The sequence below is a fragment of the Microbacterium sp. GXS0129 genome, assembly GCF_044769785.1.
In the GTDB taxonomy this organism is placed as follows: Bacteria; Actinomycetota; Actinomycetes; order Actinomycetales; family Microbacteriaceae; genus Microbacterium; species Microbacterium nymphoidis.
The window spans coordinates 55,346-70,759 of sequence record NZ_JBIZVZ010000005.1; the positions used below are offsets into that span (position 1 = coordinate 55,346).

At 68.9% G+C, this 15,414-nt stretch carries 17 protein-coding genes and 1 riboswitch; of the genes, 7 read left to right on the top strand and 10 right to left on the bottom strand.

Going from position 1 to position 15,414, the window contains the following annotated elements; all coding sequences use genetic code 11:
- Nucleotides 1-136: 136 nt before the first annotated feature.
- Nucleotides 137-550, bottom strand: coding sequence for a hypothetical protein (locus ACIQJ5_RS14590; RefSeq protein ID WP_402844972.1), 414 nt, complete (start codon nucleotides 548-550; stop codon nucleotides 137-139).
- Between the two features lie 136 nt (nucleotides 551-686).
- Here ACIQJ5_RS14590 and ACIQJ5_RS14595 point away from each other — a divergent pair, with 136 nt between their 5' ends.
- Complete coding sequence (locus tag ACIQJ5_RS14595) at nucleotides 687-1,958, top strand: ATP-binding protein (RefSeq protein WP_231092823.1); 1,272 nt, start codon at nucleotides 687-689, stop codon at nucleotides 1,956-1,958.
- A 34-nt stretch (nucleotides 1,959-1,992) separates the two neighbouring features.
- Nucleotides 1,993-3,018, top strand: a complete 1,026-nt coding sequence (locus ACIQJ5_RS14600; RefSeq protein WP_231092822.1) for an acyltransferase — start codon at nucleotides 1,993-1,995, stop codon at nucleotides 3,016-3,018.
- 3 nt (nucleotides 3,019-3,021) lie between these two features.
- On the opposite strand, the gene ACIQJ5_RS14605 is transcribed toward ACIQJ5_RS14600, so the two are convergent.
- From ACIQJ5_RS14605 to ACIQJ5_RS14625, 5 genes are all read right to left on the bottom strand, one after another.
- Entirely contained in the window at nucleotides 3,022-3,402 is a 381-nt protein-coding gene (locus ACIQJ5_RS14605) for a DUF2255 family protein (RefSeq protein ID WP_231092821.1), read from the bottom strand.
- 149 nt (nucleotides 3,403-3,551) lie between these two features.
- The gene (locus ACIQJ5_RS14610) at nucleotides 3,552-4,862 is read right to left on the bottom strand and encodes a dihydrolipoamide acetyltransferase family protein (protein WP_231092820.1); all 1,311 of its coding nucleotides are present in this window, start codon (nucleotides 4,860-4,862) and stop codon (nucleotides 3,552-3,554) included.
- 14 nt (nucleotides 4,863-4,876) lie between these two features.
- Nucleotides 4,877-5,860, bottom strand: a complete 984-nt coding sequence (locus ACIQJ5_RS14615; protein WP_231092819.1) for an alpha-ketoacid dehydrogenase subunit beta — start codon at nucleotides 5,858-5,860, stop codon at nucleotides 4,877-4,879.
- Nucleotides 5,857-7,011, bottom strand: coding sequence for a thiamine pyrophosphate-dependent dehydrogenase E1 component subunit alpha (locus ACIQJ5_RS14620; RefSeq protein WP_402845282.1), 1,155 nt, complete (start codon nucleotides 7,009-7,011; stop codon nucleotides 5,857-5,859). Before ACIQJ5_RS14620 ends, ACIQJ5_RS14615 begins: the two co-directional genes overlap by 4 nt.
- A gap of 284 nt (nucleotides 7,012-7,295) precedes the next feature.
- Nucleotides 7,296-8,387, bottom strand: coding sequence for a histidinol-phosphate transaminase (locus tag ACIQJ5_RS14625; RefSeq protein WP_231092818.1), 1,092 nt, complete (start codon nucleotides 8,385-8,387; stop codon nucleotides 7,296-7,298).
- 70 nt (nucleotides 8,388-8,457) lie between these two features.
- On the opposite strand from ACIQJ5_RS14625, the gene ACIQJ5_RS14630 reads away from it, so the two are divergent.
- Nucleotides 8,458-8,856 carry a phage holin family protein gene (locus ACIQJ5_RS14630; RefSeq protein ID WP_231092817.1) on the top strand — a complete coding sequence of 133 codons (399 nt, stop codon included), beginning with the start codon at nucleotides 8,458-8,460 and terminating at the stop codon, nucleotides 8,854-8,856.
- 14 nt (nucleotides 8,857-8,870) lie between these two features.
- Here the strand turns inward: ACIQJ5_RS14630 and ACIQJ5_RS14635 are convergent, their stop codons facing one another.
- Nucleotides 8,871-10,157 carry a hypothetical protein gene (locus tag ACIQJ5_RS14635; RefSeq protein WP_402844978.1) on the bottom strand — a complete coding sequence of 429 codons (1,287 nt, stop codon included), beginning with the start codon at nucleotides 10,155-10,157 and terminating at the stop codon, nucleotides 8,871-8,873.
- Nucleotides 10,154-10,429 (bottom strand): hypothetical protein, encoded by a 276-nt coding sequence (locus ACIQJ5_RS14640; protein WP_402844980.1) that lies wholly within the window; start codon nucleotides 10,427-10,429, stop codon nucleotides 10,154-10,156. Before ACIQJ5_RS14640 ends, ACIQJ5_RS14635 begins: the two co-directional genes overlap by 4 nt.
- Before the next feature lie 119 nt (nucleotides 10,430-10,548).
- Between ACIQJ5_RS14640 and ACIQJ5_RS14645 the strand changes: the two genes are divergently transcribed.
- The 4 genes from ACIQJ5_RS14645 to pnuC all read left to right on the top strand — a co-directional run bounded on the left by ACIQJ5_RS14645 (nucleotide 10,549) and on the right by pnuC (nucleotide 14,308).
- Complete coding sequence (locus ACIQJ5_RS14645) at nucleotides 10,549-11,082, top strand: low molecular weight protein-tyrosine-phosphatase (RefSeq protein WP_231092814.1); 534 nt, start codon at nucleotides 10,549-10,551, stop codon at nucleotides 11,080-11,082.
- A 52-nt stretch (nucleotides 11,083-11,134) separates the two neighbouring features.
- Nucleotides 11,135-12,514: an adenylosuccinate lyase gene (gene purB, locus ACIQJ5_RS14650; RefSeq protein WP_231092813.1), complete on the top strand. Its 1,380-nt coding sequence runs from the start codon at nucleotides 11,135-11,137 to the stop codon at nucleotides 12,512-12,514.
- Nucleotides 12,514-13,350 (top strand): phosphotransferase, encoded by an 837-nt coding sequence (locus ACIQJ5_RS14655; RefSeq protein ID WP_402844983.1) that lies wholly within the window; start codon nucleotides 12,514-12,516, stop codon nucleotides 13,348-13,350. The genes purB and ACIQJ5_RS14655 overlap by 1 nt, the downstream gene beginning before the upstream one ends.
- A 71-nt stretch (nucleotides 13,351-13,421) precedes the next feature.
- Nucleotides 13,422-13,550: riboswitch (FMN riboswitch) on the top strand.
- Nucleotides 13,551-13,624: 74 nt separating this feature from the next.
- Entirely contained in the window at nucleotides 13,625-14,308 is a 684-nt protein-coding gene (gene pnuC, locus ACIQJ5_RS14660; protein ID WP_231092811.1) for a nicotinamide riboside transporter PnuC, read from the top strand.
- Nucleotides 14,309-14,358: 50 nt separating this feature from the next.
- Here pnuC and ACIQJ5_RS14665 read toward each other — a convergent pair whose 3' ends face one another.
- Together ACIQJ5_RS14665 and ACIQJ5_RS14670 are read right to left on the bottom strand one after the other, a co-directional pair.
- Complete coding sequence (locus tag ACIQJ5_RS14665) at nucleotides 14,359-14,760, bottom strand: amino acid transporter (RefSeq protein WP_231092810.1); 402 nt, start codon at nucleotides 14,758-14,760, stop codon at nucleotides 14,359-14,361.
- Entirely contained in the window at nucleotides 14,753-15,400 is a 648-nt protein-coding gene (locus tag ACIQJ5_RS14670) for an acyl-CoA synthetase (protein ID WP_402844986.1), read from the bottom strand. Before ACIQJ5_RS14670 ends, ACIQJ5_RS14665 begins: the two co-directional genes overlap by 8 nt.
- Nucleotides 15,401-15,414 lie beyond the last annotated feature (14 nt).

A 15,414-nucleotide genomic window follows, 5' to 3' on the forward strand; every position in this document is an offset into this window, starting at 1 on the left:
CCCGCGGACCGCGACGCTGTAATGAGCATTGCTTCCGCGTTGTCGGAACGCTGCTCCCATGCTAACCGGACTTTGCTCCGCCGCAGGTCAGCGAAGGAATCCGCTCCGCCTGCCGGTCTCTCAGGACGCGGGCTCGTCAGCCGGCTGCGCGGGAGTATCGCGCGCGCATCACGGGGGCCAACGCGGCATCGGCCGGCGCGGCCGTGTCCAGCTCCACCACGAGCATGGTGCCCTCGGGACGCAGACGCATCACCGTGCGGCCTCTCGGGGAGTGACGATCCAGCACGAGCGTGTGGCCCTCCCAGCCGGCGGTCCCGGGCGCGTGAGGCACGAAACCGTAGGAGTCGAACCACCAGAATCCGGAGCCGACGAGTACCGCGTGGGCGGTGAGCGTGCCCCGGTCCTGGGTCTCGGAATAATCCAGGATGAGACCGCCCGGGCCCGGCTCGATGGTCAGCGCCCCGTCCGCGTACCCGCCCGTGGTCCAGGCGGTGGGGAAGAGCTCTTCGCGGCCGGTCCAGTGCCCCAGCAGTGCTGCCTCGGGTGCCATGTCTTCAGCGTAGGCCCGCCCGGCAGAAAAAAGCCGGTTCTTCTCGGGCGGTTGGTCACGCGACATCCCCGGCGGCGGTTAGCGTTGCTCAACGCGATGCGAATCGCACGTGCAGCGCTGCATGAAGGAGGATGCCATGTCCCGCACCCACATCCGCGACTTCCACGGAGACGACCTCGATCAGCTCGTCCGCCTGTGGGGTGCAGTGACCGAGGACGCGCAGGCTCCGATCTACTCGCTCGCCGAGGTGATCGCCTCGTGCCAGGCCGACCACGCCGTCGTGGCGATGCGCGATCACGAGCTCGTCGGTGCCGCGGTGGGGCGCGCAGCACACGCCCAGGGGTGGATCGTGTTCTTCGGCCTGGCCGCGCCCGACCCGGACGGAGTACTGGCGGCGGGCCTGCTCGACGCGCTGGAGAGGCGGATGGCCGCGCTGGGACTGGCAAAGCTGTCGGCACTCGTTCCGGAGTCGCACGGCCTCGCACCCTTCACCGACAACGCGTTCTCCGTGCATCGATCGGTGCGCTACCTGGAGCGCGCGATGCCCGTGCAGCGACGAGAGCTGGACACGCTCAAGGAGGTCGGCGGGCGGATCCTGCCACGCAACCTCTGGCGGAAGGTCGCGGGAATGACGCACGAGAAGACGCTTCTCGAGGAGCGTCTGGTCACACCGCTGTCCCGTCCGGATCTCGCCGAACGATTCGGCGTGGTGCCGCCGCGTGCGGTGATGCTCTTCGGCCCGCCGGGCACCGGGAAGACCACGTTCGCGCGCGCCGTGGCCTCCCGCCTGGACTGGCCGTTCGTCGAGCTGTTCCCCTCGCGTCTGGCAGACGGCGGAGGACTCGCGGGCGCGCTGCGTTCCAGCTTCGAGGCCATCGCCGACCTGGAGCACGCGGTCGTGTTCATCGACGAGGTGGAGGAGATCGCCGCGCACCGAGGCGGCACTCCGCCTTCACCGACGCAGGGCGTCACGAACGAGCTGCTGAAACAGGTGGCCGAGTTCCGCGAGCACGAGGGCAAGCTGCTGATCTGCGCGACGAACTTCGTTCGCGCCCTCGACGCCGCTTTCCTGCGACACGGACGCTTCGACTACGTGCTGCCGATCGGCCTGCCCGACGCCGATGCGCGGCGCGCCATCTGGGGCCGCTACATCCCGGCGGAGGCCGTCGCCCGCGTCGACGTGGACCTGCTCGTCGAAGAGAGCGATGGCCTCACGCCCGCGGACATCGAGTACGCGGCCCGTCGCGCATCGCAGGACGCCCTGGCGCGCTCGTTGCGCGATGACGGAGCGGACGCCGTGCTGGGAACCACCGACTACACCCGCGCCCTGGCAGGCACTCGAGCGACCGTCTCGCCCGAGGCGATCGCCGAGTTCACCGCAGACATCGAGACCCTGGCACGCCTCTGAACCGGCGAGGATCCGCTCCCCTAGGGTGGGTCGAATGACGGACACGGCGGTTCCGGCGGCGAGAGCCGCACGTCCGGCGAACCTGTTCGATCTGCTCCGGCTGGTGGCCGCAGCGATGGTGATCATCGGGCATTCCTGGTCGCTGCTGGGGTTGCGTGGCGTGCCCACCCTCGCCGGCATCACGATCCACCACCTCGGCGTCTACGTCTTCTTCGCCATCAGCGGCTTCCTGCTCAGCACGAGCTGGACGCGCTCCCCGCGCCCCGGCGCGTTCCTTCTCCGCCGGTGTCTGCGCATCTTTCCCGCGCTCGCGCTGGTGGTCCTGCTCACGATCGCGGTGCTCGGTCCGGCGCTGACCACCCTCACTGTCTCCGAGTACCTGAGCTCACCGGAGACGTGGCGCTATCTGTGGAACCTGGTCCTGATCGCACAGTACGACTTGCCGGGCCTCTTCTCCGACAACGACCAATCCGCGGTGAACGGTTCTCTCTGGAGCCTCGGACCGGAGTTCTGCTGCTACCTGATGATCGTGGCGCTGGGTGTCCTCGGCGCGCGCGTGAGCATCATCACACGCGGCGTCCTCGCCGGCGTGCTGCTGGTTGTCGCCGTGGCGGCGCCTCTGGATCGGCCTCTCCGAATCACCGTCGTGGCGGTGGTGTTCTTCCTCGCCGGGTCGCTGCTGACCGGGGTCCCCCGACTCTCGCATGTGCCCTGGTGGGCGCTGGTGCTCGGGCTCGCTGCCCTGGTACCCCTCCGTGGCGAGGCGGGCATCATCGCGGCCTGCATCGTCGTCCCTGTCGTGGTGGTCTCCGTCGGATCTCGGATCAGCGCGATCGCGCGCCGCGTCCAGCGCTGGGGCGACCCGTCGTACGGCATGTACCTGTGGGCGTTCCCGATTCAGCAGACTCTCATCGCGACAGGCCCGCCCCTGCCGATCGCCCTGAACATCCTCGTTGTCCTCGTGCTCTCCACCGGTGCGGGTTATCTCTCCTGGCACGTGCTGGAGAAGCAGGCGATCGCACTCGGTGCGCGCCTCAGCGCTCGATCAGTGACCGGCTGAGCCTCAGCGCGGGACCGCGCGAAGGGTGACGCGAGCAGCTCCCGGGCCGACGACCGAACCCACGATCGCGGCACCGTAGCGGTCGTACTTGCGGTGGTAGGCGGCGTCGATGTCGGCGTTCACCGGATCGGACGCCGACACCTGCTCGAAGTTCACGTCCTGCAGCACGCCGCGCGCGCTGAGCTTTCCGGCGAGCGAGCGCAGGGCGCGGCGGTACCAGAGCCCCTCGGGGCCGCGCGCGGAGCGGACGTAGAAGTCCGTTCCCACCCGCACGCCCCAGATGATCACCGGTTCATGCCGGGTGCCGTCGCCGCGTGCGATCTCGATGTCCAGCTCGTCGCCGTCGTCCAGGGCGGTCAGCGCCGCCTCGTCCCATGCCGCCATGCGCGCCTCCGATCGGTTCGCCTTCGACGCTAGCCGTGGCGCGCGCCGCGGACCAGGCCCTGGCGGTACTCATCACGGTGCGATAGCGGTGGCGGGCCACACAGACGAAGGGGACGAGCGGTGCCCGTCCCCTTCGCCTGATCTGCCGCTCAGTCCAGCAGCAGGGCGGGCTCCTCCAGGATCGATGCGACGTCGGCGATGAAGCGGCTCATGCCGTCGCCGTCGATGACGCGGTGATCGAAGCTGCCCGACACCGTGGTCACCCACCGCGGTCGCACTTCGCCGTCGACGACCCAGGGCTTCTGCGTGATCGAGCCGAGAGCCACGATCCCCGCCTCGCCGGGGTTGATGATGGGAGTACCCGCGTCCATGCCGAACACGCCGATGTTCGTGATGGTGATCGTGCCGTTCTGCTGGTCCGCGGGTGCGGTCTTTCCCTCACGCGCCGTGAGTGTGAGCTTCTCCAGGGCCTTGGCGAGCTCGCGCATCGACAGGCTCTGCGCATCCTTGATGTTGGGAACGATGAGACCACGCGGGGTGGCGGCGGCGATTCCGAGGTTGACGTAGTTGCGGACCAGGATGGATGCCCCGTCCTCTCCGTCGACCCACGCCGCGTTGACCATCGGGGTGCGGCGGGCGGCCCAGATGACGGCGCGCGCCATGATCAGAAGTGGCGACACCTTGATGTCGGCGAAGTCGGGCGATGCCTTGAGGCGCTTGACCAGTTCCATGGTGCGACTCGCGTCGACGTCCTTCCACACCGTGACGTGCGGGGCGGAGTAGGCGGAGCGCACCATGGCGGCGGAGGTGACCTTGCGGACACCGCGCACGGGGATGGCCTCCTCACGCTCGCCCGCCACGAGCGGTGCCGGGGCGGGAGACGCGGGAGCTGCGACGGGGATGGTCTCTTCGCGCTGCGCGCCCCACTCGGGCGTCTGGATGTTGCGGAACACACTCGCCTGCTCGGCGTGGCCGACGACATCGGCGCGGGTCACCTCCCCGGCCTCTCCGCTGCCGCGCACTTCGGCGAGGTTCACGCCGAGATCGCGGGCGAGCTTGCGGATCGGGGGCTTGGCGATGACACCGACCGACTGGGTCACCGGTGCCTGCGCCGGCTTGCGCCGCCGCGAGCGCACCTCGCCACCGGTGCCGTAGCCCACCAGCACCGATCCGCCGGCCTCCTCCGTGGCGGGCGCCGCCGGGGCGGCGGGAGCTGCGGGCGTGGACCCGTCGTCGACGGTGATGATGGGCGTACCCACGTCGATCGTGGTGCCCTCCCCCACCAGCAGCTCACCCACCGTGCCCGCGAACGGCGAGGGCAGCTCGACGAGGGACTTGGCTGTCTCGATCTCGCACAGCACGTCGTTGACGGCGACGGTGTCACCGGGGGCGACGCGCCACTGCACGATCTCGGCCTCGGTGAGGCCCTCGCCGACGTCGGGAAGGTTGAAGGTCTGCATGTCCGGCTCCGGTATCAGTACGCGAGTGAGCGATCGACGGCTTCGAGGATGCGATCCGCATCGGGGAGGTAGAGGCCCTCCAGCTTGGCGGGCGGGAACGGGGTGTCGAATCCGCTCACCCGCAGCACGGGCGCTTCGAGGGAGAAGAAGGCTCGTTCCATCACGGTGGCGGCCACCTCGCTTCCGACGCTGACGTTGCCCGGCGCTTCCTGACCGTAGACCATGCGACCGGTCTTCCGCACCGAATCCAGCACCGGCTGGTAGTCGATGGGAGAGAGCGAACGCAGATCGATCACCTCGCAGCTGACCCCTTCCGACTCGGCCTGGGCCGCCGCCTGCAACAGCACGGTGACCATGGCGCCGTGGCCCACGAGAGTGACATCGGTACCCGAGCGGGCAACGCGCGCCTGGTACGGGGTCGCGGCGGCGGGCTCATCCAGGTCCACCTCACCCTTCGGCCAGTAGCGGCTCTTGGGCTCGAGGAAGATGACGGGATCATTGCCCGCGATGGCCTGCTGGATCATCCAGTAGGCGTCGTTCGGCGTGGACGGGGAGATCACACGGAGACCAGGCGTGTGGGCGAAGTACGCCTCCGGGCTCTCCTGGTGATGCTCGACCGCACCGATGTGCCCGCCGTACGGGATGCGGATCACGACCGGGAACGACTGCGTGCCGTCGTGCCGGTTGGTGAGCTTCGCCAGCTGCGTGGTGATCTGATCGAAGGCCGGGAAGACGAACCCGTCGAACTGGATCTCCACCACGGGGCGGAAGCCGGCCATCGCGAGACCGATCGCGGTTCCCACGATGCCGGACTCTGCCAGCGGGGTGTCGAGCACGCGGCTCTCCCCGAACTCCGCCTGGAGGCCTTCGGTGATGCGGAAGACGCCGCCGAGCGGACCGATGTCCTCTCCCATGAGCAGCACACGCGAGTCGTCAGCCATTGCGCGACGCAATCCCGCGTTGAGGGCCTTGCCGAACGTCATCGTCTCCACGGTCATGCTCGACCCTCCTCGAAGGATGCCTCGTAGTCGGCGAGCCACGCGCGCTGCTCGGCCATCAGCGGGTGCGCGTCGGTGTAGACGTGCGTGAACATGCTCTCCGCGGTGGGCGAGGGCAGCTGCGTGGTGCGCTGGCGCGCGTCTTCCGCCGTCGCGGCGGCCTCCTCGTCCACGTCATCGAAGAACGCCTGCTCGGCGCCACGGCTCTGAAGGTATGCGCGCATGCGGGCGATCGGATCGCGCTGCGCCCAGGCGGCCTCTTCATCGCGGGTGCGGTACTTGGTCGGATCGTCGCTCGTGGTGTGCGCACCGCGACGATAGGTGACGGCCTCGATCGCGCGCGGTCCGTCGCCGGCACGCGCCTCGTCGAGGGCGCGACGGGTGACCGCGAAGCTCGCGAGCACATCGTTGCCATCGACCTGCACGGAGGGCATGTACCCCGCGGCGCGACGGTAGAGCGGCGTTCGCGACTGCCGCGAGACCGGGACGGAGATGGCCCACTGGTTGTTCTGCATGAAGAACACTTCGGGCGTGCGGTAGCTGGCCGCGAAGACCATGGCTTCGTGCACGTCGCCCTGGCTGGAGGCGCCGTCGCCGTAGTAGACCAGCACGGCTTCGTCGCGCTCGATGTCCCCGCCGGCGGCGCGGCCGTCGAAGTTCAGGCCCATCGCGTAGCCGGTGGCGTGCAGCGTCTGGCTGCCGAGCACCAGCGTGTAGATGTGCGTGTTGCCGTTCTTCGGGTCTTTCGGATCCCAGCCGCCGTGGCTGAGTCCGCGCATCAGCTTGATGATGTCGAGCGGATCCACACCACGGATCGCCGTGACGATGTGCTCACGGTAGGACGGGAAGATGTGGTCCTGCGCGCGCGCCGCGTGGGCTGAGCCGACCTGCGCGGCCTCCTGGCCGAACGACGGCGGCCACAGGGCGAGCTGGCCCTGCCTCTGCAGGTTGGTGGCCTGCTGGTCGAAGACACGGCTGATCACCATGTCCCGGTAGAACTGCTCGAGATCGAACTCGGTCAGTGCGTCGATGAGGGGCAGGTACTGCTCGGCCGCAGCGGTGGGCGCGATCGTCCCGTCCGGGTTCAGGATGCGCACCACATCGGGCGAATCGGCCGGAACCGTTCCCGCCTGGTCGGAGGTGTCCAGGATGTCAGTCACGTGGTCAGCCTACGAGTGCCCGTATGCGTCGCGGCGCATCATTCGGCACCCGAAACAGATGCTTTCACGTCCATCTATCGAGGCCGGGGACGCGGCCACGGAGGCCCCGGCGACCCGTCCGCCGTGCACGGACGCGCCCTTCTGCCGTGCGCCGAGCGACCCGGCGACCAGGCACCGGGCGCCGGCCACCGAGCACCGAGCACCGAGCACCGAGCACCGAGCACCGAGCACCGAGCACCGAGCACCGAGCAAACCGTACGGAACGGCTGGTCGGGTCAGTCCGCGAGGAGAGGGAGGGCACGGGCGGCGAGTGCGATGATGCGCTCGACCGCCTCCTCCTCGCCCACCGAGATCCGAACACCCTCGCCCGCGAACGGCCGGGTGATGATCCCGCCTTCGGCGAACAGCTCCGCCACGGCGAGCGCTGCCGGACCCGCGGGCAGCCAGAGGAAGTTCGCCTCGGTGTCGGGAACCGTCCAGCCGGTGGCGCGCACGCCGGCGACCAGGCGCTCGCGTCGCTCGACCAGCGTTCCGACGCGCTCGAGCAGCTCGTCCTCAGCGTCGAGGCTGGCGAGCGCTGCGGATTCCGCCTGTGCCGTGACCGACAGCGGGATGGCCGTGGAGCGGGCCGCATCGAGCACCCGCGGGTGGCCCACCGCGTAGCCGACCCGGAGCCCGGCGAGCCCGTACGCCTTGGAGAACGTGCGGAGCATGACCACGTTGGGGTGCGCGGCGAGGAAGCCCGTCGTGCGACCGTTCACGGCATCCGGCGATGTCACGAACTCCGCGTACGCCTCGTCGAGGATGACGAGCACATCGGCGGGGACTCCCGCGAGGAACTCCTCCACCTCGGCCTGTGCGAGCACGCCCCCCGTGGGGTTGTTCGGGCTGCACACGATGATCGCCCGCGTGCGGTCGGTGATGGCGGCGGCCATGGCCGGCAGATCGTGGCGGAAGTCCTCGGTGAGGGGCACCTGGATGCTGCGTGCTCCGGCGACCAGCGCGAGGCCGGGGTACGCCTCGAACGAACGCCACGCGTAGATGACCTCGTCGCCGGGTGCGGCGACGGCGAGGAGAAGCTGAGCGATGATCGCCACCGACCCCGAGGCGATGTGGACGCCGTCGGGGGTGGTGTCGTACCGCTCGGCGATGCGCGCCCGCAGACGCGCCGCCGTGGCGTCCGGATAGCGGTTGATCGTCGTCTCGGACTGGAGGGCGGTGACGACGGAAGGCAGCGGGGGGAACGGGTTCTCGTTGCTCGAGAGCTTGAAGGCGTCTGCACCGGCCGGCTTGCCCTGCTTGTACGGCGGGAGCGAGGCGATCTCGGGACGGATCTTCACAGGAGCGGGGGCTGCGGCATCGGTCACGTGATCACTCTACGACCCGGGCCGCGCGGACACCCTGCCGCCGTTCATGCGGACATGCCACACTTCCCCTATGCGCTTCATCATCCGAGTCGTCGTCAACGCGTTCGCGCTGTGGGTCGTGAGCCTCATCCCGGCCCTCACGGTGACGATCACGGCATTCGCCCCGGGCGAAGACCTGCAGAAGGTGCTCACCCTGCTGGCGGTGGGCGCTGTCTTCGCCCTCGTGAACTCGGTGATCGGGACGGTCATCCGCATCGTCGCCTTCCCGCTGTACATCCTCACGCTCGGGCTCATCTCGTTCGTGGTGAACGGCCTGCTGCTGTGGATCACGGCCTGGATCACGAGCTTCTGGGGCTGGGGACTGGGTGTGGGCGAGTTCTGGTGGGGCGTGGTCGCCGCCATCGTGATCTCGCTCATCAACTGGTTCTTCGGTATTCTGCTGCGCCCGCAGAAGAAGAAGAGCCGCTGAGACCCGCCTGAGCCTCACGGGCGCGCTTCCCGCTCGGCACCGAACTCGTAGGCCGTGACTCGCTGCGCCCTCGCAAGCTCCGCCAGCTGTTGCCGCACGGCATCCATGCGGGGATCCTCCGAGCCATCCGCCCAGCGCGTGGTCTGCAGATAGCGCTCCAGCGAATGGCCGGGGATGCTCGCGTCCTCCGGCGTGACCTCCGGGTGCGCCGTATCTCGGATCACCATGCTGTCACCGCTCCCGTTCTGGCCGGCAAATCCGCCGTCAGCGAGGAGCACGACCGGATCGTCGTCGTGACGGACGGCCACGTGCAGGGTGTCCGCGCCCATCTCGCCCTCCACCGGACCGCCGAGGGTGTACTGGCCCTCCACCTGGTAGCGCGGGTCCATCGCCAGGTACTCGGTGATCATTGCTCCCTGCGAATAGCCGTAGTTGATGATCGAGTCACCCGGCTGAACGCCGGCTTGCCGCATGGCCTCGGCGACGGCGACGGATGACGCCGACTGCGCACCGAAGTACAACTGCAGGTTGGACTCGCCGTCGAACGCTTCCGTGGGCGTGTCCTCCCGGGTGCCGGTGACGTAGACGGCGAATCTGTTCTCCCCGTCAGCCATCTCGTACTTCTCGATGCGGATGCGGGCATCGCCGGCGGAGTTCGGGATCCGCGAGAAGGCGTCGGTGAGGGAGACGGGCGCTTTCGCCGGCTCGGGCAGTCGGGTCTGGGTGACGGTGACAGCGGGCGACGGACCCGCGAGCGACGTTCCCGCGGCGATCCGGCCGCGTCCAGTGGCGTGAACGATGCCCTGCAGTGCCCACAGCGCTGCCACCGCCGTGGCTCCGAAGGGACCGGCGCCACGGAACACCTGCCCGATGGTGCTTCGCGAATCTCGGCTGCGCCATTGCGCGATGAGCGCATCCGACTGCAGTGTGCCGAGGTAGGACGTTGCCGAGAAGCCGCTGAACAGGTGACGAATGCGCTGGTGAAGAGCATCGGCGTCGGCGCCGGGCTGCTGCAGCGCCAGTCGCAGCTCGGTGATCTCGTAGATGATCGCGGCGTTGCGCAGATCGGTCGCGAGCGCCCGGCCGTCGCCGGTGGCACGACGAGCCCGCACCGCGAGCTCGTTCCCATCTGCCGCGATGCCGACGGCGCATGCGGACTCGATGATGCCTGCGGCGACCAGCAGGCAGTCCGCCGCGTCCGTCATCATGCCGGCCGCCGCATCGGTGCGCTGAGCCGCTGCCCGCAGTTCGTCCGGATCAACCGTGATGGCACCGCCGGATGAGATGCTCGGCCCGCTCACGGCGCGCATCCCTCGACGATCTGCGACTCGGCCCACGCCAGTTGCTGCTCGTGCACTTGAACCAGCCCCATCAGCGATGCTGCCTCCCCCAGCCGGTCCTGGGCGCGGTCGTGGTAGCCACGGGAAGCGGGCGATTCCCAGGAGGTGATGCGCACCAGCGCGCTCCACGCTGCGCTGGCCTGCTGCAGGAGCAGGGATGCCTGATGAACGTGCTGGCGGGCGACTCGGATGCGGGAACGGGTCTCTTCGGCGGTGAGGGTCGGTGTGCTCATCACCCGATCGTCGGCCAGGAGTGGGAACGGCGGTATCCGAAGCCGCCGACGCTGAACAGTGGAGGTCGCTTTCCCGGTTGGGGAGGGGCAAATGCTCGGATCTTCGGCAGAATGTGCACATGGCCGATGCATCCGCACCGTTTCGGCTCGTGTTCGTGTGCACGGGCAACATCTGCCGCTCCCCCATGGCCGATGTGGTGATGCGCTCGCTTGCACAGCGTGCCGGCCTGAGCGAGCGGATCTCCTCCACGAGCGCCGGGACCGGCGACTGGCACGTGGGTGAGCGCGCCGATCGCCGAACCCTCGACGCCCTCGAGCGCCGCGGATACGACGGCAGCGCCCATCGGGCGAAGCAGTTCACGGCCGCTGCTTTCCAGGCCAACGACCTCGTGGTCGCGCTCGATCGTTCACACGAGCGCATCCTGCAGAACTGGGCCGCTGACGAAGACCAGGCGGAGAAGATCGCCCTCCTGTTGTCGTTCGATCCTGCCGCAACCGGACAGGACGTGCCCGATCCGTACTACGCGGGCGATGAGATGTTCGACGACGTGCTGGAAATGATCGAATCCTCCGTTCGTGCACTCTTCCACCAGCTCGAGCCCGCCCTGCGCACCCCCACGACCCCGATGAGGCGCATCGACGGCTCGGTATGATCGAGGGGTCGCATTCGCGGCGTGTCCCGCCTCTTCATCAGGAGAAACTGCCGTGGCCGCTCTTCCGATCCAGCCCCTCAGCCCGCTCGACGGACGCTACCGTGCAGCCGTCGCGCCGCTGTCCGAATACCTCTCCGAAGCAGGCCTGAACCGCGCCCGCGTCGAGGTGGAGGTGGAGTGGATCATCGCTCTCACCGACCGCTCGATGTTCGGCACGTCACCGCTGAGCGAGCAGAACAAGAGCGCACTGCGCGCCGCCTACCTCGACTTCGACCAGGCCTCGATCGACTGGCTGGGCGAGAAGGAGGCGGTCACGCGCCACGATGTGAAGGCGGTCGAGTACTTCGTCCGTGACCGGCTGTCGCGGCTCGGGCTCGACGCAATCGCCGAGCTCACGCACTTCGGCTGCACCAGTGAAGACGTCAACTCGCTCTCCTACGCCCTGGTCGTGCAGCGGGCCACCTTGCAGGTGTGGCTGCCGGCGCTGCGCCGGGTGATCGAGGCGCTGCGGACGTTCGCACACGCGAACGCCGATGCCGCGATGCTCTCGCACACGCACGGCCAGCCCGCGACGCCCTCCACCATGGGCAAGGAGCTCGGCGTGTTCGCGTGGCGCCTCGAGCGCATCGCGAAGCAGATCGAGCAGAACGAGTTCCTCGGCAAGTTCTCCGGCGCCACCGGTACGTGGTCGGCTCACGTGGTCGCCTCTCCGGAGACCGACTGGCCCACCGTCGCGCGGGAGTTCGTCGAATCGCTGGGCCTCGGCTTCAACCTCATCACCACGCAGATCGAGTCCCACGACTGGCAGGTGGAGCTGTACGACAAGATCCGCCACGCCGGTGGCGTGCTGCACAACCTCGCCACCGACATGTGGACCTACATCTCGATGGCCTACTTCGCACAGATCCCCGTCGCCGGAGCCACCGGGTCCTCCACCATGCCGCACAAGATCAACCCGATCCGGTTCGAGAACGCCGAAGCGAACCTCGAGATCGCCGGTGCGCTGCTGAACTCGCTCTCGACCACGCTCGTGACCAGCCGCATGCAGCGTGACCTCACCGACTCGTCCACGCAGCGCAACATCGGCGTCGCCTTCGGGCACTCGCTGCTCGCGATCGACAACCTCACCCGCGGCCTCACGGAGGTGTCGCTGTCGCAGCACGTGCTCGACGCAGACCTCGACGGCAACTGGGAGATCCTGGGTGAGGCGATCCAGACCGTCGTTCGCGCCGAGGTCGTCGCCGGGCGTTCCACGATCAGCGACCCTTACGCGCTGCTCAAGGAGCTGACCCGCGGTCACAAGGTGGGCGCCGCGGAGATGCGCGCGTTCGTCGAGGGACTCGAGATCGGCGACGAGGCCAAGCAGCGCCTGCTCGCGCTCACACCGGCGACCTACACCGGAGTCGCCGGGGAGCTCGCCCGCGGGATCTGATGCCACCGTCGCTGACACCCGAGCAGGCGTCGCTCGTCCAGACCTGGATCGGCGACGCCTCGCCCGTTGCGGACATGTCGTGGAACCTCGACACCGTCGTGCTGCACGTGCGCACCGCGGCGGGCGAGCGGATCGTGAAGGCGGCGGGCCCGAAGGCGCACCACCACCTGCTGCGCGAGATCGCCGCGCACACCGGGGCCACGGGTCCGCTCGTCGAAGCAGGACGGACCTCCCGGATGCTGCACGCCGACTCCGATGCCGGGGTGATCGTCCTGGAGTATCAGGACGGGGTCCTGGTGGAGGGATCGCCCGCCGAGTACGCGGCGGACACGTACCGGCAGGCCGGCGAACTCCTGCGCCTCCTGCACGACCAGGCCGCCCGCCTCGACGACGAGCTCGAGGAACGCGAGAACGCGAAGGCGCTCGCGTGGCTGGAGCGGCCGCACCGGGTGTCGTCCGCTATCGCCGCGGAGGCCCGACGGGTCCTGCGCGCGGCACCGGCGCGCCCCGTCCGCATCGTCCCCACCCACGGCGACTGGCATCCCCGCAACTGGCTGATCGACCACGGGACGGTGCGGGCGATCGACTTCGGCCGCTTCGCCTGGCGGCCGCCGCAGACCGACCTCGCGCGCATGGATGCGCGCCAGTGGCTGATCGCCCCGGGTCTGGAGGCGGCGTTCTTCGACGGATACGGTGACGACCCGCGCGACGACACCTGGAATCTCGAGAAATTGCGTCAGGCGGTGGGAACTGCGGTGTGGGCGCACCAGGTGGGAGACGAGGCGTTCGAGGCACAGGGCCACCGCATGCTGGCGGCCGCTCTCACGGCGTTCTGATCGCCCGGATCACCACGGAATACGCACTGTCCGCCCCGGGTTGCAAGTGGTGCCACAATGGCAACGACACACACGTGCTCCGGGGTCGGTGAAATTCCGAGCCGGCGGTCATAGTCCGCGACCCGGCGCCTCTTGAGGCGCCGGTTGACCTGGTGGGATTCCAGGACCGACAGTCACAGTCTGGATGGGAGAAGCACGGATGTGACGTGACGGTCGCGCACCCGCGCCCCGCACGTCCATCTCCCCCGGAGCCGCCGCAACGGAAGGGAGAACAATGGACATCCTGCGGTGGCTCATCGACGCATTCAACGCACACATCGACTTCGGCAACGGCCAGACCCTCGTGGTTCGCGAGGTGATCGGCAACATCTTCGGCCTCGCCTCCGCCTTGGGCGGCATGAGGCGCAAGGTCTGGGCCTGGCCCGTGGGCATCATCGGCAACGCCCTGCTGCTCACCGTGTTCCTCGGATCGATCCTGGATCCGGCCTCCACGCTGCCGCATCTGCTGGGTCAGGCTGGACGCCAGGTGATGTTCATCGCCGTCTCGATCTACGGCTGGGTGCGCTGGCGTCAGACGAAGGGCGAGACCGGGGAGGCCGTGGAGCCGCGCTGGGCGAGCTGGCCCACACGCATCGGACTCGCCGTCGTGATGGTGGCGGGCACAGCGGCCCTCACCCCGCTGTTCGGCGCGCTGGGTTCCTACGATCCGGTGTGGGCGGACGCCTGGACGTTCGTCGGGTCGCTGCTGGCCACCTACGGCATGGCGCGCGGTTGGACGGAGTTCTGGCTCATCTGGGTGGCCGTCGACGTGGTCGGCGTGCCCCTGCTGTTCTCGGCCGGCTACTACGCGTCCGGCCTGATGTACCTGTTCTACGGCTTCTTCACGCTGGTCGGCTTCTTCGTGTGGTGGCGTCGCAGCCGGCAGAGGGCGAGCGAATCCCCCCTGGCTGCGGCCTGAACGAACGAGCGCCCCGGCAGATGCCTGCCGGGGCGCTCGTGTCAGCCGAGTCAGCCGTGATGCTTGTCGTCTCGTCCGGGGGCGGCGGTGGGACCGTCCGTGGCGGAGGCGGCGGGCGCCTCTCCCGGCTTGGAGTCGTACAGCACCGGGCGGTCGATGGTGCGGGTCACATCGGCGGGCTTCACGGCCAGCAGCAGCAGCGAGATGCTCAGCAGCACGACGATGAACGCGATGCCCGCGGCGATGAGGCCGCCGATCGCAGCGTGGGTGACGATCTCCTGATGCACCTCGGCACGCCGGGCGTCGGACCAGCCGGGCTTGGTGGGGTTCTGCAGCAGCCCCATGGACACAGCGGTCACCACACCCGCGAACACCGCGCACACGGCGGCCAGGCCCAGCATCTGCGCGGGGCGCATGAGGTCCTTGCGAGTGGTGGGCTGATCGTCAGTCATTGTCTGCCTTCCCGGTCACGGCGGTCGCCGCGGGTTCGGCCGAGAGGGCGGGCCGCGCGGGTGAGAATCCGAGGATCGCCTGGTGCACCGCGACGATTGCCGCATAGCCTCCGAAGACGCCCACGAGGATGGTGACGCCGGTGAGGGTGAACTCCTGGCCCGCGTCCTTGATGTAGTACGGCAGCTCGAAGCCGACGTTGATGAACAGTGCGGCGATGCCCAGCACGAGGGTGATCGCGCTGAGCGTGATCTCGTCGCGCGCGTTGGTGCGGCGCTCGGGCACCCGCCGATCCCGCAGGCCCCAGACCAGCTCGATGACTCCCGAAAGCAGTGCCCACGAGATGATCAGCACGCTGAGCAGCACGGGTCCCCGGAACACGGTCCCCGCCGCGATGCCGGCGATGACGCTGACAACGGCGAGCAGGATCGCGGGGATGCGCTGGCCGCTCGGGTAGACGAGCCAGGCCGCCAGCGCCCACACGAGACCGGTGGCGACGGCGAAACCGCTGAAGACGGAGAGGCCGACGGCCGCGGAGTGATCTCCCGTGAACGTGATCATGACAGCGGCGATCGCCGCGACGGCGGCGCGCGCGAGAGCGACATGACGTTCGGTGAACGTCGGGGTGCTTGCGGAGGACATAGGCCTTCTCGATC